The 20036-nt window shown below is 58.9% G+C and carries 19 protein-coding genes and 1 pseudogene; 11 read left to right on the top strand and 9 right to left on the bottom strand.

Annotation, left to right across the window (positions count from 1 at the left end):
- The 3 genes and pseudogenes from AC5S3R_RS14925 to AC5S3R_RS14915 all read right to left on the bottom strand — a co-directional run.
- Positions 1-318: pseudogene (locus tag AC5S3R_RS14925) on the bottom strand (hypothetical protein); the annotation flags it as partial.
- A 287-nt stretch (positions 319-605) separates the two neighbouring features.
- Positions 606-1181, bottom strand: coding sequence for an NADH-quinone oxidoreductase subunit B (locus AC5S3R_RS14920; RefSeq protein ID WP_494267894.1), 576 nt, complete (start codon positions 1179-1181; stop codon positions 606-608).
- A gap of 142 nt (positions 1182-1323) precedes the next feature.
- Complete coding sequence (locus AC5S3R_RS14915; protein ID WP_494267893.1) at positions 1324-1968, bottom strand: hypothetical protein; 645 nt, start codon at positions 1966-1968, stop codon at positions 1324-1326.
- 269 nt (positions 1969-2237) lie between these two features.
- Here AC5S3R_RS14915 and AC5S3R_RS14910 point away from each other — a divergent pair, with 269 nt between their 5' ends.
- Positions 2238-3650, top strand: coding sequence for an ammonium transporter (locus tag AC5S3R_RS14910; protein ID WP_494267891.1), 1413 nt, complete (start codon positions 2238-2240; stop codon positions 3648-3650).
- Positions 3651-3759: 109 nt separating this feature from the next.
- Complete coding sequence (locus AC5S3R_RS14905; RefSeq protein ID WP_494267889.1) at positions 3760-4098, top strand: P-II family nitrogen regulator; 339 nt, start codon at positions 3760-3762, stop codon at positions 4096-4098.
- Positions 4099-4319: 221 nt separating this feature from the next.
- Here AC5S3R_RS14905 and AC5S3R_RS14900 read toward each other — a convergent pair whose 3' ends face one another.
- From AC5S3R_RS14900 to AC5S3R_RS14890, 3 genes are read right to left on the bottom strand one after another with little or no spacing between them, the layout of a single operon-like run.
- Positions 4320-5387 (bottom strand): alpha/beta hydrolase, encoded by a 1068-nt coding sequence (locus AC5S3R_RS14900; RefSeq protein WP_494267887.1) that lies wholly within the window; start codon positions 5385-5387, stop codon positions 4320-4322.
- Positions 5384-6064, bottom strand: coding sequence for a hypothetical protein (locus AC5S3R_RS14895; protein ID WP_494267886.1), 681 nt, complete (start codon positions 6062-6064; stop codon positions 5384-5386). Before AC5S3R_RS14895 ends, AC5S3R_RS14900 begins: the two co-directional genes overlap by 4 nt.
- A complete protein-coding gene (locus AC5S3R_RS14890) occupies positions 6061-6390 on the bottom strand; it encodes a PadR family transcriptional regulator (RefSeq protein ID WP_494267885.1) in 330 nt (109 codons plus the stop codon). The genes AC5S3R_RS14895 and AC5S3R_RS14890 overlap by 4 nt, the downstream gene beginning before the upstream one ends.
- A 226-nt stretch (positions 6391-6616) precedes the next feature.
- Between AC5S3R_RS14890 and AC5S3R_RS14885 the strand changes: the two genes are divergently transcribed.
- From AC5S3R_RS14885 to AC5S3R_RS14875, 3 genes are all read left to right on the top strand, one after another.
- The gene (locus tag AC5S3R_RS14885) at positions 6617-7702 is read left to right on the top strand and encodes an IS110 family RNA-guided transposase (protein WP_494267883.1); all 1086 of its coding nucleotides are present in this window, start codon (positions 6617-6619) and stop codon (positions 7700-7702) included.
- Between the two features lie 394 nt (positions 7703-8096).
- Complete coding sequence (gene glnD / locus AC5S3R_RS14880) at positions 8097-10706, top strand: [protein-PII] uridylyltransferase (RefSeq protein WP_494267882.1); 2610 nt, start codon at positions 8097-8099, stop codon at positions 10704-10706.
- Between the two features lie 252 nt (positions 10707-10958).
- Positions 10959-12482 carry a carbohydrate porin gene (locus tag AC5S3R_RS14875; protein WP_494267881.1) on the top strand — a complete coding sequence of 508 codons (1524 nt, stop codon included), beginning with the start codon at positions 10959-10961 and terminating at the stop codon, positions 12480-12482.
- Between the two features lie 460 nt (positions 12483-12942).
- On the opposite strand, the gene AC5S3R_RS14870 is transcribed toward AC5S3R_RS14875, so the two are convergent.
- Together AC5S3R_RS14870 and AC5S3R_RS14865 are read right to left on the bottom strand one after the other, a co-directional pair.
- A complete protein-coding gene (locus AC5S3R_RS14870) occupies positions 12943-13305 on the bottom strand; it encodes an FtsB family cell division protein (protein WP_494267880.1) in 363 nt (120 codons plus the stop codon).
- 97 nt (positions 13306-13402) lie between these two features.
- On the bottom strand, positions 13403-14809 hold the full coding sequence (locus AC5S3R_RS14865) for a phosphoglucomutase/phosphomannomutase family protein (RefSeq protein WP_494267879.1): 1407 nt from the start codon (positions 14807-14809) through the stop codon (positions 13403-13405).
- Between the two features lie 140 nt (positions 14810-14949).
- Between AC5S3R_RS14865 and cutA the strand changes: the two genes are divergently transcribed.
- The 6 genes from cutA (at position 14950) to AC5S3R_RS14835 (ending at position 18768) form a co-directional block, all read left to right on the top strand.
- On the top strand, positions 14950-15294 hold the full coding sequence (cutA, locus tag AC5S3R_RS14860) for a divalent-cation tolerance protein CutA (protein ID WP_494267878.1): 345 nt from the start codon (positions 14950-14952) through the stop codon (positions 15292-15294).
- Positions 15295-15487: 193 nt separating this feature from the next.
- Positions 15488-15649 (top strand): hypothetical protein, encoded by a 162-nt coding sequence (locus AC5S3R_RS14855; protein ID WP_494267877.1) that lies wholly within the window; start codon positions 15488-15490, stop codon positions 15647-15649.
- Positions 15646-16239 (top strand): biotin transporter BioY, encoded by a 594-nt coding sequence (locus tag AC5S3R_RS14850; protein ID WP_494267876.1) that lies wholly within the window; start codon positions 15646-15648, stop codon positions 16237-16239. Before AC5S3R_RS14855 ends, AC5S3R_RS14850 begins: the two co-directional genes overlap by 4 nt.
- A gap of 70 nt (positions 16240-16309) precedes the next feature.
- Positions 16310-17182, top strand: a complete 873-nt coding sequence (locus AC5S3R_RS14845) for a menaquinone biosynthesis family protein (protein WP_494267875.1) — start codon at positions 16310-16312, stop codon at positions 17180-17182.
- A 17-nt stretch (positions 17183-17199) separates the two neighbouring features.
- The gene (locus AC5S3R_RS14840; RefSeq protein WP_494267874.1) at positions 17200-17607 is read left to right on the top strand and encodes an OsmC family protein; all 408 of its coding nucleotides are present in this window, start codon (positions 17200-17202) and stop codon (positions 17605-17607) included.
- 159 nt (positions 17608-17766) lie between these two features.
- Positions 17767-18768: a GGDEF domain-containing response regulator gene (locus AC5S3R_RS14835; RefSeq protein WP_494267873.1), complete on the top strand. Its 1002-nt coding sequence runs from the start codon at positions 17767-17769 to the stop codon at positions 18766-18768.
- A gap of 13 nt (positions 18769-18781) precedes the next feature.
- On the opposite strand, the gene hemW is transcribed toward AC5S3R_RS14835, so the two are convergent.
- Entirely contained in the window at positions 18782-20014 is a 1233-nt protein-coding gene (gene hemW / locus AC5S3R_RS14830; RefSeq protein ID WP_494267872.1) for a radical SAM family heme chaperone HemW, read from the bottom strand.
- Positions 20015-20036: the final 22 nt, after the last annotated feature.

The following is a 20036-nucleotide window of genomic DNA, read 5'->3' as shown; positions in this document are numbered from 1 at the left end:
CGAACCGCAGCTCGGGCACACGGGATAGTACGCGTTCTGGTTCGGAATATGTTCCTGGCCTTCCAACTGAACACCCACGTACTTGTTGAAGTAACGCGAAATGCTCACAATCGAGCCAAAGTTGATCGCCTGCGTCTGAACACCCGTCGTCGTCGTGCCGTGCGGCGCCAAGTAGCTATAGCCCGCAAAGATGTCCCACTTCGAATTTCCGGGATCGTAATCCCCTGACTTCGCCTGCGCGCTCAAACCCACTGGCAAACACGCCAGCAAGCCCAACGTCAACACGCGGCTCACCTGCCTCATTCCTCGAGAGTACATGCGTTTCTCCTCCGCAATCGAACTGAACTGTTAATCAAACAAGTCTAGTCTTGCCCTTGTTGACTGTGTGGTTGCCGCACGATGCGAACAACCAAGCAGGTGGGCGCTGCTAGACGATAACGTACCACAGCATTAAATCGACTAAGGCACTTTTTTTCAATGATTCAGCAACCGTCCCATCCCAGTTAACAAACATGACCTACCCTTCGCAGCCATCGAAACAGCTACCAAAATCAGCCAAACGGGTGAGACACTTACCTAGCTACTCAACAAGCAATGCAAACAGCTCACTGCAGGTTGAGCGTCTTCATCAAACTGCGCGGCTCCCGCTGAATCTTTTCCTGTAGCAGCGTGATGGCGTACATCAACTGCTCAGGACGTGGCGGGCAACCGGGAACATACACATCAACTGGGATTACCTGGTTCACTCCCTGCACCAGCGCGTAGTTGTTAAACACGCCGCCAGAGGTGGCACAGGCTCCCATGGAGATGACCCACTTTGGTTCGGGCATCTGGTCATACAGCCGGCGAATTACGGGCGCCATCTTCTGCGACACGCGGCCGGCAATAACCATCAGGTCCGCCTGACGAGGAGAGGGGCGGAAGACTTCCGCGCCAAAGCGAGCTATGTCAAAACGTGAGGCACCCATCGACATCATTTCGATAGCGCAACAGGCAAGGCCAAACGTCATGGGCCACACTGAACTCTTACGAACCCAGTTCACGGCAAAATCGAGCGTCGTGAGGAACACGCCCTCCGGCTGCTCAAAACCGTAATTCACTTCCCGAAGCTTGGCACGGTTAAACGCGCTGCTCTCGAGACTTCCAAAGACATAGCGATCGCGATCTGCAGGTGCAGTCATATCTTCCAATATACCCTCGTCGCAGACAGAGGACCAAATAAGTTACACGAAACCGAGTGGATACGACTCCACTTCTTACTTTCTTACGATGCGAAGTATGAAAAAGGGGATGCTCGGAAGTGACGCACTTTTAGTGCGAAATTTAGCGTGCACAGGCTGTGGGTGTCGCGGTCCACTGCCCGGCGACATGCCACCCCGCAGGCGGATAGAGCGTAACCGAAAACCTTATCCATGCCAGTGAACCACGCGCCGAACTCGCCCCCTGTGGTACCGATACCACTTCATGTGGTGTTCGGGAGGCCGCAAGAGCCCAGTTCTGGGCATAAGGAGCCGCATCCGCCGTGCCCGGAGCAAGACGTGCATCCAGAATGCGGAACTCACCGTTAGAGGCTGCCCCAATCAGACCGAGCAGCCGCGCCGTGGCCTTGGGGTCTGCAGCGGAACCCGACTGGGAACCGGGTTGCAGCATGCGGTACGCCTGCTGTGCTTGTTGCAGAACCGCCGGGTTCGTCAGGAACCGGAAGCTGCGCGGATTCCAGCCAATCGCATCCTGCGCACGAAGTCCATAGGTAGTGCCAATCTCGCGCTCACTCAGCGAACCATACGGGGGCGTAGCCAGCAAAAGCGCATCCGGGAATCCCACAGGCTGCTCGCGGTCCACAACCAAATCCCAGCCCGAATACTTATCCGTGGGCTGAATGGGAATCACCCGAAAGACCCACCCCTGCCCCATCGGCGCACTCCACACATGCCCCGATGCAACCTCGCCCTCCATCGTCAGCTTCATACAGGAACCGGAAGCCGCGTAAGCCGGACAAGATATCGCAAGCAGACACAGCAAAAAAACGCCCATGCAGAATTTCGCTTCCCTGCAAAACATGTACGCAATTCCTTCTTTCATCTTTATTTCTTGTCCTGCAATCTGGATGTATTGCGAAAAGCTGGTCCGGGCTGTGGGCAAGTCAAATGCCCTAATCATGCGCCTCGTTATGCGTTATGATACGTTGCAAACCTTTCTCAGCTTCTCCATTTTTATCTAACTAGGAAACGGGAACCATGTATCGTTGTCGTCGATTCCTCGCAGTGTTTGCACTCCTGGCAGCCCCGGTACTGGGCCTTGCGCAGGCTGCTCCAGCCGCCGCTCCCAGCACGCAGGCCCAAATCACCGCTCTGCAAACTGCCGTAAGCAACGCGCAGAGCGCCGGCGACAACGCATGGATGCTTGTCTGCGCGGCCCTGGTGCTCATGATGACCGGCCCCGGACTGGCGCTCTTCTATGGTGGCCTGGTTCGCAAGAAGAACATTCTTTCCACCATGATGCAGAGCTTCGCCATGATGGGCCTCGTTACGGTTATCTGGGCCGTCATCGGCTACTCACTGGCCTTCGGACACGGCAACTGGTTCATCGGCGGCTTTGAGCACATCTTTCTGCAGAACGTGCCTCTCACGCCATCGCCCGAAAAGGTCTATCCGCAAACCATTCCCGAGCAGACCTACATGGTCTACCAGTTGATGTTCGCCATCATCACCCCGGCGCTCATCACCGGCGCCTTCGCCGAGCGCATGAAGTTCAGCGGCATGGCCGTCTTCCTTTCGCTCTGGTCCATCATCGTCTACTGCCCCATGGCGCACATGGTCTGGGGCGCAGGCGGCCTGCTCAACGCCAACGGCGGCAAAATCCCTTCGCTCGACTTTGCAGGCGGAACCGTCGTCCACATCACCTCCGGCGTCTCGGCGCTCATTACCGCGCTCTACCTCGGCAAACGCCTCGGCTATCCCAAGACCGCCATGCCGCCGCATTCGCTGGTGCTCAGCTTCATAGGCGCTTGCCTGCTATGGGTAGGCTGGTTCGGCTTCAACGCAGGCTCGGCCCTGAACGCCAGTTCGCTCGCCACCTCCGCCTTCATCAACACTCACTTCGCCGCAGCCACTGCTGCCATCGGCTGGACCATCTTCGAGTGGTTCCACAACGGCAAGCCCACCGCGCTCGGAGCCATCTCCGGAGCAGTCGCGGGACTCGTCGCCATCACGCCAGCTTCGGGCTACGTACAGCCCATGTCGGCGCTCATCCTTGGCCTCATCGCCGGCTTCTTCTGTTCCTTCATGGTGCTCATCGTCAAGGGCAAGCTCGGCTATGACGACTCGCTCGACGCCTTTGGCGTACACGGCATGGGCGGAACACTTGGAGCCATCCTCACCGGCATCTTCGCCGTAGCCATCATCAACCCTGCCTTTGGCACTGACGCCTCCGGCAAGCCCCTGCCCACCGGCGGCCTCGACGGCCATTGGGGACAGCTTGGCAACCAGGCCATCGGCGCGGGAATCGCCTGGCTTCTTGCTCTCATTGGCACTCCGATTCTGCTCTTTCTCGTAGATAAGACTATTGGCCTGCGCGTTACTGCCGAACAGGAAAACGAAGGCCTCGATCTTTCGCAGCACGGCGAAGAAGGCTACGATTTCAACTCGTAAGACGGCAGTCAGAGGTTCATCAAAAGTCAACGTCAGGCTAACCCAAAGGGTTGGTCTGGCCTGATAGGCTTACTACCCTGAGCAGTTTCCGAACAGAGGCACTACAAACATGGTGAAGATTGAAGCAATTCTCCAGCCCTCCAAGCTGGATGCAGTCAAGGATGCCTTGCTTGAGGCAGGTATCGAGGGAATGACGATTCTCGAAGCCCGCGGCCATGGCCGCCAGAAGGGCCACACCGAGTTCTACCGCGGCCGCGAGTACACGGTCGATCTCCTCCCCAAGGTCAAGATCGAGCTGGTCGTCTCTGACGAGCTCAAGGAAAAGGTCATCGCCGCCATCACCGGCGCAGCCCGCACCGGCCGCATCGGCGACGGCAAAATCTTCCTCTCGAAGATCGACGACGCCATCCGCATCCGCAACGACGAGCGCGGCGAAGCGGCGCTGTAGGCTCAGCCACAAACACAGCAACGCATAAAGGGCGCATATATGCGCCCTTTATGCGTTGCTATTCCTTGCTTCCGCTTCCCCATCGTGAGATAGTTCAAGCCCACAGTTTCCAAATTGCTGGTAATCCGCTCGAAGCTACTATCGGAACGGTTAACTGACGGTAAGCCGACTTATGGGGACCGATCAATTATTCTCTAAAGAAAGTCGCATAGCCATCCTGACTAGAATTCCACATGTTGCTGGAAGAACGGCAACACATCAGCAATTACGCGACCCTCCGCTCCCCAGTAGGGATTCGCGTCCCAAAGCCCGTTGTACTCCTCGGCTTCATGCACAATGCCAAACTCATTCAGCTTGTGCGTGAACGCCTGGTTCGAATAGACGTGGTCCCAAATCGCATCGTTGCGCGACCAGTCAAACTTGAAGCCACGCAGCGTTTTCAGATTGTCCGCATACTGCGGGATCATCGACTCCAGAAAGAAGCTATCTCTTAATCGCGCGGTGAGCTTCGCGTCGATCACCAACTTTCCGCCCTCCCGATGCGCAGGCAGATCAACATAGAGCGGTGGCTTCTCCGGGTTCGGCAAGTGGGCCTGAAAGATCGATGTGAAGATCGCAGAAAATCCATCCTTCTTCACCTCATCCAGAGAAGCCGCATGCGCGAGCAAATCCCAATTGGGCCTTGAATCCATAATCTGCACACCTGATCCTGTGCCCACGGGATTCATACCGTAGATCGAACCAAAGACATCCGCATGCTTCATGCCGATGCGGATGGCGCCATAGGCTCCCATATGTTGTCCCACAAGTCCGCGCGCATCCCGCTTCGGTATCGTGCGGAAGCTAGCATCGACATAGGGGACAAGCTCCTGCACCACAAAGTCTTCCCAGTTTCCGGTTACAGGAGAGTTCACAAACCACGAAGCTCCCAGTGGAGTGGTCATATCCACAGAGACAAGGATGAAGCTGCGAATTGTATCTCGCGCGATTGCGCGGTCGAACAGAGCCTGTGCGCCGCTCTTATCGAAAAGCGTCCGATATCCATCGATAGGGCTCGGGAAGAAGTAGAGAACCGGATAGCGCTTCGACGCTCCATCATACCCGGCAGGCAGATACACCGCCAGCTTGCGGTCGGCGCTTACGCCAATCTTGTTCCCCTCAAAATTCTTCGAATGAATCACTCGCTCCACAATCTGGCTCTTGCTCCCATCGCTTTGAGCGACTGCGGAAACCGCACTCAAAAGGAGAACGTAGACCGCCGTTACAAATTGTTTCTTTCGCACCTTCATGCCGCCGCCCTTTCGTTAGAGAGTTGGGATCGTTCTGCATGAGCCACAAGCCACCATGCGGGCAGGGAAAAGAACCAGTTCCGCATATACATGTCGCCCCAAACCAACATCAGCGCAATCATGGCTATTGCCAACGTCACCGCTGTCCTATGGGACAAGCGGTCGCGACGCGCCCCCTGCACGGCACCGACCACAGCTGGTAGCAGAAACAAGAGCACGCACAGACGCGAGAGAGAGGTGTCATGAAACCGAAGTACACAGGAGAGACACGGGATAGCGCACAGAATGCCGCTCACCCATCGCGTCTTCGCAGAGATTGACCCCACCATAAATCCGCTCGTCCACGCCCACAACAGCATCAGCAACGCTTCACAGAGCACGCTGCCATACCCATGCTCGCCGCGCAGAAGATGAGGAGCATGCACCGATAGGCCGCGCGTATGTACCGATAGGCCAAAGGAGACGCTCAGTAAAAGCAGACTCCCCGCAAAGGCGACGCCTCCCGCAACCCACGGCTGCCACGCGCGCCAAAGCTCCATCTGCTGCCGCACCACAAGCCCCAGCACCGAGCGAAGGGAACTCCATTCCCCGGCGCCCGCCTCCGCCAGATCGCCCAGCACCGCATCCTGGTCCTTCGGCGCAAGAAGGACCGCCGCCATCTCCGCGAGTGATGTCATATCGCACGCTCCGGCTTGCCCTTGGCCCACGAAGCGTTACGGCTTACGCGCATCATGGCTTCGTAAAACTCCTTCGCCGCACGCACGCCCTGCGGCGTCACGCGCACCATGCGCTTTGCCCGGCCGCCGCGCTGGGCCGTAGCCTCGCCCATCCACGTCTTGAGCATGCCCTTCTTCTCCAACCGCTCAATCGTTGTGTACAAAGCCCCAATCGAGCAGCTTCGGCCTGCTACCTTCTCAATCTCTTCACGAATGGCCGCACCATAGGCGCTCTCGCCCAGGCCAGCCGCTGCGGTTATTAGAACGTATTCAAATTCACCAAGCATGATATGTACTGCATTGTGTAGATAATTAGGAATGTTTGTCAAGCGCGCGATCTCATCCTGCGGCAACCTTGATTACCTTCTCTTTGCCGGTGGCTAGCTTTGTCCACAAAGCCTTGTCCACAAACTGATATGAACTGTCTGCAAAGTCGTCTTTTCGGCAACTGGGCCAGATGAGTCCTGAGAAATGGGATGAGCAGGTCCTCCGAAGGAGGCGCAGACTGTTCCCATGAAGAAGCGGATGCAACACCTCATCGCGGAAGTACCTCGGAAGCGTGGCCAGGTAGAGCTGACGATTGGCATCGACCTCGGCGACGTTTGGAGCCATTACTGCACTCTCAACCAGCAGGGCGAAGTGATCGATCGAGGCCGCTTTCGGACCACACCGAAGGCCATCGATAAGTGGTTCACCGACGTGCCGCATGCTCGCGTGGCGATGGAGGCCGGCGTGCATTCGATCTGGATCAGCGAACAGCTTGAGCATCTAGGCCACGAGGTCATCGTTGCGAACGTACGTGAGCTGCGGGCGATCTCGCACAGTGATCGCAAGAGCGACGATGTGGATGCGGAGAAGCTGGCCCGTTACGCGCGGCTCGATCCTGAGATCCTCCGGCCGATCTCTCACCGCACGGTCGAGCAGCAGGAAGCTCTCACCCTGATCCGCGCCCGAGAGCTTTTGGTTCGACTGCGAACCGCGGCGGTGAACGCAGTGCGCGGACTGACGAAGGCTTGCGGTCATCGTATGCCGGCTTCCTCCACGAAGTGCTTCGCCCAACGTGGTCAGGCTGCGATGCCGCCAGGACTCAAGCTCGCACTTGGGCCGATCCTTGCCCAGATCGCCGAGATGACGCTCAAGATCAAGCAGTACGACCGGGACATTCAGCGTCTGACTCAGACGGAGTATGCCGAGACACAGCCCATGATGACCATTCATGGAGTCGGCCACATCACCGCTCTTACATTCGTTCTGACGCTCGGGGATAAGTCGCGATTCGGTCGAAGTCGAGATGTGGGCTGCTACCTTGGGCTACGACCAAAACGCAGCCAGTCGGGTGAACGTGACCCACAACTCGGCATCACCAAGGCTGGCAACGCGTATCTTCGAAGCCTGCTGATCGAGTGCGCCAACCACATCCTGCGACCACATGGTCGAGACTCGGCACTGCGACAGTGGGGGCTTCATCTCGCGGCGAGAGGCGGCAAGCAGGCGAAGAACAAGTCTGTCGTAGCTGTGGCCCGCAAGCTAGCTGTGTTGCTCCACCATCTTTGGACCACGCAGGAACCGTACGTTCCGTTCTACCAGCAGGCCGCTTAGAGTTCACCCGCTGCATCGAAACCGCGTTCCGATGACTGCGTCGGCGTTTTGGTCTCCCAAGACCGTCTGAGAAATGGCAGCATCGACTCTCCTCTCGAACCCCAACCGGCACCGAGCCCAAATCATTCCCGGCTCATCAGAGTGCGAATACAAACCCGGTGGAGAGCAACGACAACAGCAAAAGCAACAACCCTTATAAGGAAAAAGAATTGACAGATGGGACCTGCTCATACAAAATGCCCTAGCGTCCAGGAACAAAATTCCATCTGGATTGTCTCCAACTCAGAAACTATGGTTTCAAACTGCCCCACAGCCCTGTTCCCTGCCTTTATCGCGTATCCTGTTAAAACATTCTTTAAGCTATTCCAAGTCCTCGGACATAACTCTTCTCCCCATGGATTCAATCTCCATCGCCGTTGACGATTTAAGAGAGCTATACCTTCGCGAAATGGCGCTCGTCCGCCAGACCTGGGAGCGCACCGGAGACGGCACCGCCGCCATCCGCCGCCGCTCGGCCATCGTGGACCGCATCCTCATTGAAATGTGGCGCCGCGCCTTCGCCACCACGCCTAACCTCAACGTCTCGCTCCTCGCCCTCGGCGGATACGGCCGCAAAGACCTCTTCCCCTTCTCTGACATCGACGTCCTCTTCGCCTATGCCGACGACAAAACCGAAGAGCAGGCCAAGGAACCCGTTCGTGCCATCATTCAGGGCATGTGGGACATCGGCCTTCGCGCCAGCCCCGCCGCCCGCACCGTCAAAGAAGCCTCCCGCTTCGATCCCGACAATCTCGAATTCACCCTCGCCACGCTAGACCGCCGCTTCCTCGCCGGCCAATTCCCTCTCTACCAGCAGCTCCACCAAACCGTGCTGCCCGGCCTCATCCTTAGCGAGTGGAACACCATCGTCCAAAAGATCGGCGAAATCGCCCGCTCCCGCCACGGCAAATTCGGTAATACCATCTTCCATCTCGAGCCCAACGTAAAAGACTGTCCCGGCGGCCTACGCGACTATCACCTGGCCCAGTGGTTCGCCCTGCTCTTCCATCTCAAGGAAACCCGCGAGTGGCCCAAGCAGCGCGGCAGCGTTTTCCAGTCCGCCCGCGGAGACGCCGAAGCCGCCTTCGACTTTCTCGCCGCCGCACGATGTTTCCTCCACTTCCGCCATGGCCGCGATAACAACGTGCTCGACTGGCAATCGCAGGACGAAGCCGCCGCGCAATCCATCGGCCTTGAAACCCGAGGCACCGCCGACCCCGCCTACTGGATGCGCACCTACTATCGCCACGCGCGCGTCGTTTACCGTCGCGCCGTGCTACTGATGGAAAACCTTCCCGCCCCGGTCAGCTTCTACAAGCAATTCCGCCGCCGCCGCTCCACCATCGCCAACACCGAGTTCGTCCTCGACCACGGACGCATCGACATCCAACCCGGCGCGCAATTCAAAGACGCAGCCTCCATCCTCCGCATCTTCGCCCTCATGGCCACGCACGGCTACACGCTCTCGCAGGCCGCCGAAGACAGCATTACCGACTCGCTTCCTGCCCTGGCCATCCACATCCCCGAAGGACCCTATCTCTGGAACGCCCTCCGCGAAGTGCTTTTAGGCCCCCACGCCGCGCACGCGCTCCGCACCATGCACGCCCTCGGTGTTCTCGAAATGCTCATCCCCGAGTTTCACGGCATCGACGCCCTCGTCATCCGCGACAGCTACCACCGCTACACCGTCGATGAGCACACCTTCCTCACCATCGATAACGTCCACGGCCTGCGCCAGCCCGCGCACGACTACGAACAGCGCCTCGCCACCATCCTCCCCGAAATCGACCGCCTCGATCTCTTCCTGCTCTCGCTCCTGCTGCATGACACAGGCAAAGGCCGCCGCACCGGCGAACACACTGTCCAGAGCGTCGAACTGGCCGACAGCTTCCTAGCCCGTCTCGACTTCGACAACGAAGAGCGCGAGACCGTGCTGAAGCTCATCCGACAGCACCTCGTCATGTCCCAGGCCCTGCGCCGCGACATCTTCGATCCCGACAACATCCGCACCTTCGCCGACAAAATCGGCAGCCCCATGCTGCTCAAAATGATGACGCTGCTCACCTACGCGGACATCAAGGCCGTCAACCCGGAAGCCCTCACCCCGTGGAAGGCCGAAAATCTCTGGCAGCTCTACATGGCCACCGCCAACTTTATGGACCGAAGCGTAGACGAAATCCGCTACCACGCCGCCATCGACCCCACGCTGCTCAACCGCCTCCGCTCCATGGTGCCGCCCGCGCAGTACGCCGCCCTCGGCCAATTCCTTGAAGGCCTTCCGCAGCGCTACCTGCAAACCCGCCTCCCCGAGCACATCCGCAACCACTTCCAGCTAGCCCTCAATCTCGACCAGGACCCGGTCCAGCTCGACCTCCGCCCCATCCGTCAACTCTTCGATCTCACCGTCATCTCCCGTGACCGCACGCGCCTCTTCGCGGACGTCGCCGGAGCACTCGCCGCATGGGGAATGAACATCGTCAAAGCCGGAGCCTTCTCCAACGACGCCGGCGTCATCGTCGATAGCTTCCAGTTCTCCGACGTCTTCCGCACGCTTGAACTCAATCCCAGCGAAAAGAGCCGCTTCCTCGCCTACGTTCACGACGTTGTTGCGCAAAAAACGCCCGTCGAGCAACTACTAGGCGCGCGCCGCCACCAAGGCAGCACCAGCAATATCAAGGTAGAAGTCCCCACGCGCATCCAGTTCGACTCCGACGCCTCCACGCAGTCCACTCTTCTGCAAGTCGTCGCGCAGGACGGCCCCGGCCTTCTCCGGCAGGTCGCACTCACGCTCACCGCGCACCAGTGCAACATTGAGGCCGCACTCATCGACACCGAAGGCGAAACTGCAATCGACGTCTTCTACCTGACATGGCGCGACGCCAAGCTCACCGAAGTAAAGCAGCAGGCCCTCGCCACCGACCTCACAAACGCCCTCGAAGCCATACGCATCCCCGCCCACGCCTGAAAAAGCATAGAAAGCCTGCCTAATAAGCCCCGCAACAGGCTCCCCGCTCCAGCCGCAATATAGATCTCATGCGCTCAGGCGCGGGCCCGCCACCGCTATTGGCCTAGCCTCTCTTGCACTCCAATAAATTTTGGCTGCCGCTCAGCAATATTTGTATCTTCCTTACAAAACCACATGTAATATCTAATTATTAACTACGATTAACATGAATTCGCATTCATGTTACAAAGCCATGTTAGAAGGTAATGATAGATGCTCGTAGCACGTCTTTCCCTCATAGCAGCCTGCACCTTTTTACCCGCCATCCTGCTCTCCGGGCAAGAAAACATGCCCCTGCCTTCCGCGCCAGTTCCTCAACCAGCCTCCCAGACTGACACGCCGCAGGTCGCAGCCAGCCATCCCGCAACCTTTCCCAGCCTTTTCAGCGACCAGGAGCAGCAGTCCTCCGGAAATCAGCCCGCACAGGAGCCCGAAAAGACCGACGCACCCACGCTCACCATGTTTCCTCACCCGGACGGCCAGCGTTGGTGGCTCTCCGGCCAGGCCAACATCATCCTGCAGGGACGCCTTCCCTTCCACTCCACCTATGAAGGCGTAAACAGCTTCCGCAACTCCGCCGAGTACAAAACCTCCCTCGTCGGCACCCTCTACGGAGCCGTGCGCCCCACCAGCTCCATCCGGTACAACACCGACCTCATCTTCGACATGGAATCCGCCGGAGGCCGCGGCCTCAGCGAAGCCCTCGGCCTTGCCGGCTTCACCAACCTCGACGTAGTCCGCAACCCCAACCTCGGCAGCAAGCCCTACATCGCCCGCTACGAGATTCACCAGGTCATCGGCCTCACCAACAAGACCACCGCGCAGGAAGCCAACTTCTTCACCCTCGCGCCAGAAGTTCCCGAGCGTCGCATCGAGTTCCGCATCGGTAAAATGACGCTCCCCGATTTCTTCGACATCAACGAAGGCGGCTCCGACAGCCACTTACAATTCATGAACTGGACCATAGACAACAACGGCGCATGGGACTACGCCGCAGATACCCGCGGCTACACCGTCGGCGGCATCGCCGAATATGACGACAAAAGCTGGTCCATCCGCTACGGCCTCTTCACTATGCCCACCGTCGCCAACGGCATCGACATGGACTGGGCCCTCAGCCGTGCCCGCGCCCACAACGGAGAATTCGAGCTGCGCAAATCGCCTATCAAGGGCCGCGAAAACTCGACCAAGTTTCTCTTCTTCGCCAACCGCGCCCACATGGGCACCTATCGTGAAGCCGTCCACGCCTACCTCGCCGGAATCGACAAGATACCCACCATCACCGCCCACGAGCACACCGGCGCGCTCAAATACGGCTTCGGCATCAACACCCTGCAGGAGCTGACGGAAAGCCTCCGCTTCTTTGGCCGCTTCGGCTGGAACGAAGGCCAGCACGAGTCCTACGCCTACACCGAAGTCGATCAGACCATCGAGCTAGGCGCGGACTACTCCGGCAAAAGCTGGCATCGTCCCGCCGACAAGGTGGCCCTGGCCGTAGTCACTAACGCCATCAAGCGCGACCACCAGAACTATCTCCGCCTCGGCGGCTCAGGCTTCATCCTTGGCGACGGCACCCTGAACTATGGCCGCGAAACTATCGAGGAGAGCTACTACACTCTCCACGCCTGGCGCGGCCTCTTCTACTCCGTCGATGTGCAGCACATCAACAACCCCGGCTACAACCGCGACCGCGGCGCAGCCTGGGTAGGCTCTGCCCGAGCGCATGTGGATTTTTAGCTGCAGATTGGCTACTCATAGTTCAACCAACACATCAACAATCTACCGCTCGCCAAAATCAATCCCCAGCGAGCGTCAAGGCTAGAATTGGGCTATGAAATCAGGCGATAGCTTCGGGCGTGCATATTGGACATGCGCAGGATTCACGCTTCTCAGCGCCCTCGTGAGTGCAGACTTTTCGCTGCTATCGCTCCGCAGGCTGACGTGCACGAATACGCACTCTATGCGGCTTCACGCAGTATTGCGCTTCCACTGGGAGTGATCTACGCGATAGCCTCACGCTCACGCGGCGGCATAGCAACGCTGGCGATTGTGATGACGCTGGTGCAGGTATTTGATGGAGTGATTGGGTTCCAGCTCCACGCCCAGGCCGGGCCTATGGCCCTATTGCATTTGCAGCCATCAACCTTGGGTTGTTTTTGTGGGCAAGTCAAACGAAGGCTAATAGCTGAAGTAAAAGCTACTTCGACTCCGCCGGAAGCGTATAGATAACCTCACCCTGCTTGGCATAGTGAAGCTTCTCGCGAGCCTCGTGCTCAATCTCGTCCTGGCTGGACTTGAGCCGGTCCACGCGTACCTTAAGCCGTGAATTCTCCGCCTGCAGGTCGTCGATCTCCTTCTGGAGCTGCTTATCCTGCAATCGCATCTGGTTCCAGGTGGAAAGGCCATGCTTGCCGTTCACCACACCCCAGCCCATTAGCAGCGCCAGGCAAACCGCCAGCCCTGAGCCAACAGGCCGCCACATCCGTACGCCCCAGCTCAACGCGCGCAGCGGCAAAGGTTCCGGCCCCTTCGCCGGAGGCTCCGGCAAAGGGACATACATCTCGGCTTGTTCCGGCAAATGCGGCATATTTCACAAAAAGAACAAGGGTCTTTCTAGTCCCTGTGTCCCTATTCCCCAAATCCCTGTTTGTGCTTTCTTAAGAAAGCACAAACTTCTCGGCAGCGGCCTTCAGACTTTCCATATCGGCCTCGTTGCGTGCTTCTGTATAGGCGCGCACAACAGGTTCCGTTCCAGAAAGCCGATAGCAAACCCACGAGCCGTCGTCGAGAACCAGTTTCAGGCCATCCGTCCGGACAATGCTGGCAACCTTGCGCCCGCTGAGCTCCGTAGGATCACCCTTCAATTTTTCAGTAAACTTGGCCTTCTGCTCTTCGGTCAACCGGAAGTTCTCGCGAACCGGATAGAAGGAACCAACTTTGCTAAATAATTCCTGTAATTGCACACCAAGAGACTTGCCGCGCACCGCAACCATCTCGGCAACCAGCAGGTCGGCTAGCACACCATCCTTCTCCGGAACATGCCCGCGAATCGTCAGTCCAGCCGACTCTTCGCCGCCAATCACAATCTTGTCCTGCAGAATCAGTTCGCCAATGTACTTGAACCCCACCGGAGTCTCATACAACGGAACCTTGTGATACTCCGCCAGTGCATTGATGAGGTTCGTCGTAGCCACGCTCTTCGCCACGCCGTTCTTCCAGCCGCGCGTCTCGACAAGGTAATCAAACAGCAGCGCAATAATGTAGTTCGGCTGGATGAACGTTCCATCCTCATCCACAATGCCAAAGCGGTCCGCATCGCCGTCGGTAGCCACGCCAAGCTGCGCGCCAATCTCTTTCATCTTCGCCTTGCAGTCCGTCAGCAAGTGGTCGTCCGGCTCCGGCGCATGCCCGCCAAACAATACATCGCGATAGTCGTGAACGGTCTCCACCGTCACGCCAGCCTCGCGCAGCAGGTCCGAAGTATACCCACGTCCCGAACCCCAGAACGGGTCGTAAACGACCTTGATGCCCGACTTCGCAATCGCCTTCAGATCCACCAGCTCCTGTAGCCGCTTCACAAACGCCGGTTTCGCATCATAGGTCTCAAATCCACCCGCCGGCGGATCAGCTTTAGGAATCGGCGCGCCAATCGACTCCAGCGACGCAATCGCCGCCTCCATCTGCTTCGTCACCTCCGGCAGTGCCGGAGCACCGTCATGCGTATTGAACTTGATGCCGTTGTACTCCGGTGGATTGTGCGAAGCGGTAAAGTTAATCGCGCCGGAAGTCTTGAGCGTGCGCACCGCATAAGCAATCGCCGGCGTCGGCGCGGCCTCGGGAATCACAATCGGCGTAACGCCAGCGCCGGCCAACACCTTGGCCGTCTCTTCCACAAAGCTCTCGCCCAGAAAGCGAGGATCGCGGCCAACCAGAACACGATGCGGCTGGGGCTGCGTCTTCACATACGAGGCAATCCCCGCAACCGCCAACCGAATATTGGCATAAGTAAAGTCGCCTGCAACAATCGAACGCCAACCCGAAGTACCAAACTTAATCACGCTCATCGTTTCCGCTCCATTTCTGCCCGCAACTTGGCTTGAAAAATTGCCGGGCCGCAACAACATACTGCCTGTCAGGGGCTCCATCAAGCAAGTTAACGTCTCTGAAAGAGAAACCACGTATACTCTGCCGCAGGTAACGAGCCATGCCGAAATCCCCCACTACCGCCCGCATCGTCCTCACCACGACCAGCAGCACTGGCGAAGCCAGCCGCATTGGCCGCACTCTGGTGCAGGAGCGCCTTGCCGCATGCGCCACCATGCTTCCCACCGTCGAATCCATCTACGAGTGGGAAGGCAAAACCGAGCTGGCGACCGAAACGCTTCTACTCCTGAAAACAGACGCCTCCCAGATAGCAGCCCTCGAAACCCGCCTGCTGGCCCTGCACAGCTACGAAACACCGGAATTCCTCGTATTGAACGTGGAAGCCGGAAGCTCCGCTTACCTTGCCTGGATGCAGAATGTGCTCGGCGCCCGCGTGCCGGAATAGCCTCCCCTCCACGGCCCGCAGAGCCCAACCGCGTCTGATATTCTTGGCATCAGCGGCAAGCCGTCAGAACCTCAGCCAGAACGGCTCTGCAAAAGCACCTCCGCACCTGAAAAATCAGTGTGCAAGTGCCTTTGCAGAGGCAAATAATATGCAGGGGGGCAAAGCGGCGTAGAAAGAGTCCGCCTTTTATCCCATGCGTTGGCTCATGATCGCCATGTTTGTTTCGGTGGCACTGCTGGTAGCCGTATCAGCCGGAATGGTGCGGCACGTACTGCGTGCCCATAAACAGGCGGAGCAGCAACAGACTCCGCCACTCGAAGAAGAAGCAGAGACCCCCTCGGAGGAAGGCCAATGAACAAACCGGCTCCCATGCAGCTGGCACTCGGAACACAAAGCACAGCAACAGCCAACACGCTCAGAACCGCTGGAATCGTGCTCGCAGGCACGCTCTTTCTGGCCGTCTGCTCGCACATTTCGCTGCCGCTATACTTTACCCCCGTGCCGCTCACGCTACAGCCCTTCGGCGCTCTCGCCCTTGGCATGCTTCTCGGCCCGCGCACCGCTTTCAGCACCCTCATCGCATTCCTCGCCGAGGGAGCAGCCGGTCTGCCCGTCTTCGCGCCGTCCGCCATTGGAATCTCCGGCCTCGCGCATCTCCTTGGCCCCACCGGCGGCTACCTGATGGCCTACCCCTTCGCCGCCATGCTCATCGCCACTCTCTGGCGTCGCAGCAACCGCAGCTTCGGCATGGGCCTCGCCGCCGCCGCCGCGGGTGACGCGCTCATTCTCACCATGGGAGCCATCTGGCTCGCCATCTGGACGCACAGTTCCCCTGCCTCGGCCTTCACGCAGGCCGTGCTTCCCTTCCTTCCCGGAGAGGCGCTGAAAGTTGCCGCTGCTGCCGGTCTTGGCCTTGGCGCAAATCGTCTGCGCCGCAGCCGCTAGCTCTCGCATCGAACCAAACGGTTCCTGCAAGATTCATTTCCCCCAGTTTCGTTGAAAGGACGTACCGTTCGTGAGTCACTCGCAGTCTGATTCTGTTGTCTCTCCTGAGCTTCATAACATCTCCATCGCGCATAGCCCGGATTCTGACGACGCCTTCATGTTCTATGGCCTCGCCACCAACAAGATTCGCGTCCCCGGCTACCGCTTCTCACACACGCTGACCGATATCGAAACACTCAACCAGCGCGCGCAGAATGAAGCCTTCTACGACATCTCGGCCATCAGCTTCCACGCCTACCCCTACGTGCAGGAGAACTACACGCTCATGGGCTGCGGCGGCAGCGTAGGCGAAGGCTACGGCCCCATGATTGTCTCCGGCCGCAACCTCACCACGGCTGACCTCAAGGACCTCAAGATCGCCGTCCCCGGCACGCTCACCACGGCCTTCCTCGCGCTCAAGGTCTTCAACCCCGAGCTTGAAACCGAAGTCGTTCCCTTCGACCAGATCATTCCGGCCATCAAGGCGGGCAAGTATGACGCGGGCCTCATCATTCATGAAGGCCAGCTCACCTATGCCACTGACGGCCTCTACAAGGTCATCGACCTCGGCATTTGGTGGCGCGAAACCACCGGCCTCGTGCTTCCTCTCGGTGGCAACGCCATCCGCCGTTCGCTCGGCGCGGACGTGCACAAGATCTGCTCGCAGGCTCTCCGCGACAGCATCCAGCACGCGCTCGATCATCGCGAAGCCGCACTCGAATACGCCATGCAATTTGCCCGCGACCTCGACACCACGCTCGCCAGCAAATTCGTCAGCATGTACGTCAACGAGCGCACACTCGACTACGGCGCGGACGGACGCGAAGCCATCCGCAAGCTGCTCGACATGGGCTACGAACGCGGCATCATCACCGTCAAGCCAAACGTTGATTTCGTAGACTAGTCAATCAGGAGAACCACATGGTCTCAATTGACATGAAATACGAGGGGGACCTGCACTGCAACGCGGTGCATGGCCCCTCTGGCACCACGCTCAGCACCGACGCTCCCAAGGACAATCAGGGCCGCGGCGAAAGCTTCTCTCCCACCGATCTGGTAGCCACCGCTCTCGGCACCTGCATTCTGACCACGATGGGCATTCTCGCTCGCACCATCGGCGTGGATATCACTGGAGCCACGGCAACAACCGACAAAGAGATGACCAGCGCGCCTCCGCGCCGCATCCAGCAACTGACCGTAAAGATTCACATCCCCGGCACCATCAGCGAAGAGAACAAGGAAAAGCTGGTACGAGCGGCACACACTTGCCCCGTCCACAAAAGCCTGCACCCCGATGTGCAGATTCCGATCACCTTCACCTGGGACTAATCAAACCTTTCTGCCACCACAATCTCACAAAAGCCATTCATAGAATCCTGGTGACCAATGGATAGCCCATTGGTCACCAGCTTCTGCATATCCAATCCCGCCGCAATTCTCAATAAATTCCAATCCCCGCCGATGCACTCAGAACTGAGGATGTATCGCATGTTCGCTGAACACCAATCTGTTTTTCTGCTCGCTTCCCACGACCCAGACCTGCTCAAGCCCATCGAAGCCGCCCTGCGCGCCAACAACGTGCGCGTAGAAATCGCCAGCAACGCACAGGACGCCCTCGCAAGAATCGCAGCCCCCGCGCCGCTCTCACCTGCGCTCGACCTCATGCTGCTCGACTCCCGCCTCCCCGGCATGCCGCTGGCCCAGCTACTCGCCGCCGCACGCTCGGAAATCTGCGGAGTCCCCTTCCCTATTGTCCTGTTTTCAGACACAGCCTCACCCGAGTGGACCGACCGCCTCGCAGAAGGCGTAGTCGACGACGTAATCCCCTTCAACAGCGGCCCGGACTTTCTCCGCCTGCGCACCAACCGCGCCTCCTACTGGTTCCGCCAAAAACGCGAGTTGGAGCAGCTACGCGAAACCGTAGCACTCTCCGCAGAAATCGACCCGCTCACCGGCGTACACAACCGCGCCGCCCTGCTCGCCGCGCTCTTCCGCGAGACAGACCGCGCACAGCGAATGAACACCCCGCTAAGCATGATTTTGTTCGACGTGGATGATTTCGGCCACTGGAACTCGCGGCTCGGCACCGACACCTGCGACCACCTGCTGGTGGAAGCAACGCAGCGCACGGCCCGCCTGCTGCGCACCTATGACCTCTTTGGCCGCGCAAGCAAAGACGAGTTCCTGGCCGGGCTCCCCGGATGCAGCGCCGTAAACGCCGTGCTGCTCGCGGAGCGCATTCGCGCCGAAGTCTTCTCCGCGCCCTTTCACATCGCAGGCCACGCCATTCGGCTCTCCGCCTGCTTCGGAGTAGCCACCAGCGCAGGCCGCTCCCCCGTCATCGTGCTACGTGAAGCAGAAGAGGCATTACGCCTCGCCAAAGAAGATGGCCCGGAAACCATCCGCAGCGCTGGCGACAACGCAGAGATAGAGCCCCCACCCGTCACCTTCCTCTCGCTCACTTCCGGAGAAGACCTGCTGGCCTGGTAACCCGCCACGCGCCTTAACGCGTAAGCGGCTCTTCTTCCTCTTTGCTCAACTCCGCATCCTGCCCAAGAAACTCCTGAAACACGTCATTGGAGAGCAGTCGCCCCTGTGCCGTAAGGCTAACGCGCTCTCCATCGACGGTAAGCAGACCATCCTGCGCAAGCCGTTGCACCGTCGAGCGCACTCGCGCAACCCGCTCCGCGCCAAACTCCGCTTCCAACGCCCGCATATCCACGCCGGCATTCAAACGCAACCCAAGAAACCAGGCCTCTTCGTAATTCCGCTCCGGAGAAAGCCAGGCAGTCTCCGCGGTTTCCGTGTCGTCAAGAAACGCCTTCAAATCATCCGTAGTCTTCGAGCGCAGCACATAGCTGGACTCACCTTCAATCAGCATCGAAGAAGCATCCAGCCCCAGCCCAAGGTAAGGCCGCCGCTGCCAGTAGCGCAGGTTATGCCGCGAAGCATGCCCCGCCGTGCCAAAGTTCGAAATCTCATACTGCGCAAGCCCCTCAGCATCCAGCCGCTCCACGGCCGTCTCATACATGCGCGCAATCGCATCGTCACTCGGCACAAGCTCCGCATGATACCGAGCCCCGCCCGCCAGCATCTCGCGCCCCAGCCGCGAATCCTCATCCACTTCCAGCATGTAAACGCTGGCGTGCGGCACACCCGCATCCAGCAGCACGGCCAGCGACTCATCCCACGAAGCAAACGTCTGCCCCGCCAACCCCGCAATCAAATCCAAATTCAAATTATGAATACCCGCAGCACGCAGCCGCTGCAAATCCTTCAGCACAGCAGCACGGTCATGCAGCCGCCCACTGCTCTGCGCTTCCTTGTCGATGAACGACTGCACGCCCAGGCTCACGCGATTCACACCAGCCTCGGCAAGCGCGGCAAGCGTAGCATCCGCAATCTGCGCCGGAGCACACTCCACCGTAATCTCCGCATCCGCCGTTAGCTGAAACTCCGAACGCAGCGCGCCAAACAACCGCGCAATCAACTCTGGCTCCAGCAGCGAAGGAGTCCCGCCGCCAAGGTAAACCGTGTCCACCTCGCGCGGAAGCTCCACACCCATCTGCCCAGCCCATGCGCCAGCCCGCCGCATATCTTCGATAAGCCGGTCAACATAGCGGCCATGCTCGCTGGCCGGATAAACCCCGGAAGCAAAATTGCAATAGGTGCACTTCGACCGGCAAAACGGAATCGAGATATAAATGCCGAGCGCGTTGTTCGATAATTGCGCCATACGGTTATTCTTTCATGACGCA

The organism is Occallatibacter sp. FHG110214_02, from assembly GCF_059115385.1.
Note: the sequence above shows the minus strand (reverse complement) of the source record. Positions and strands in the feature narration are given on the sequence as shown.

Coding starts and splice junctions, on each gene's coding strand:
- AC5S3R_RS14865 (WP_494267879.1), bottom strand. CDS start 14,809: ATGAGCGTGATTAAGTTTGGTACTTCGGGTTGGCGTTCGATTGTTGCA.
- AC5S3R_RS14850 (WP_494267876.1), top strand. CDS start 15,646: ATGAACAAACCGGCTCCCATGCAGCTGGCACTCGGAACACAAAGCACA.
- AC5S3R_RS14840 (WP_494267874.1), top strand. CDS start 17,200: ATGGTCTCAATTGACATGAAATACGAGGGGGACCTGCACTGCAACGCG.
- AC5S3R_RS14835 (WP_494267873.1), top strand. CDS start 17,767: ATGTTCGCTGAACACCAATCTGTTTTTCTGCTCGCTTCCCACGACCCA.
- AC5S3R_RS14885 (WP_494267883.1), top strand. CDS start 6,617: ATGAAGAAGCGGATGCAACACCTCATCGCGGAAGTACCTCGGAAGCGT.
- AC5S3R_RS14905 (WP_494267889.1), top strand. CDS start 3,760: ATGGTGAAGATTGAAGCAATTCTCCAGCCCTCCAAGCTGGATGCAGTC.
- AC5S3R_RS14915 (WP_494267893.1), bottom strand. CDS start 1,968: ATGAAGCTGACGATGGAGGGCGAGGTTGCATCGGGGCATGTGTGGAGT.
- AC5S3R_RS14895 (WP_494267886.1), bottom strand. CDS start 6,064: ATGACATCACTCGCGGAGATGGCGGCGGTCCTTCTTGCGCCGAAGGAC.
- AC5S3R_RS14855 (WP_494267877.1), top strand. CDS start 15,488: ATGCGTTGGCTCATGATCGCCATGTTTGTTTCGGTGGCACTGCTGGTA.
- AC5S3R_RS14910 (WP_494267891.1), top strand. CDS start 2,238: ATGTATCGTTGTCGTCGATTCCTCGCAGTGTTTGCACTCCTGGCAGCC.
- AC5S3R_RS14875 (WP_494267881.1), top strand. CDS start 10,959: ATGCTCGTAGCACGTCTTTCCCTCATAGCAGCCTGCACCTTTTTACCC.
- glnD (WP_494267882.1), top strand. CDS start 8,097: ATGGATTCAATCTCCATCGCCGTTGACGATTTAAGAGAGCTATACCTT.
- AC5S3R_RS14890 (WP_494267885.1), bottom strand. CDS start 6,390: ATGCTTGGTGAATTTGAATACGTTCTAATAACCGCAGCGGCTGGCCTG.
- AC5S3R_RS14870 (WP_494267880.1), bottom strand. CDS start 13,305: ATGTATGTCCCTTTGCCGGAGCCTCCGGCGAAGGGGCCGGAACCTTTG.
- hemW (WP_494267872.1), bottom strand. CDS start 20,014: ATGGCGCAATTATCGAACAACGCGCTCGGCATTTATATCTCGATTCCG.
- cutA (WP_494267878.1), top strand. CDS start 14,950: ATGCCGAAATCCCCCACTACCGCCCGCATCGTCCTCACCACGACCAGC.
- AC5S3R_RS14900 (WP_494267887.1), bottom strand. CDS start 5,387: ATGAAGGTGCGAAAGAAACAATTTGTAACGGCGGTCTACGTTCTCCTT.
- AC5S3R_RS14920 (WP_494267894.1), bottom strand. CDS start 1,181: ATGACTGCACCTGCAGATCGCGATCGCTATGTCTTTGGAAGTCTCGAG.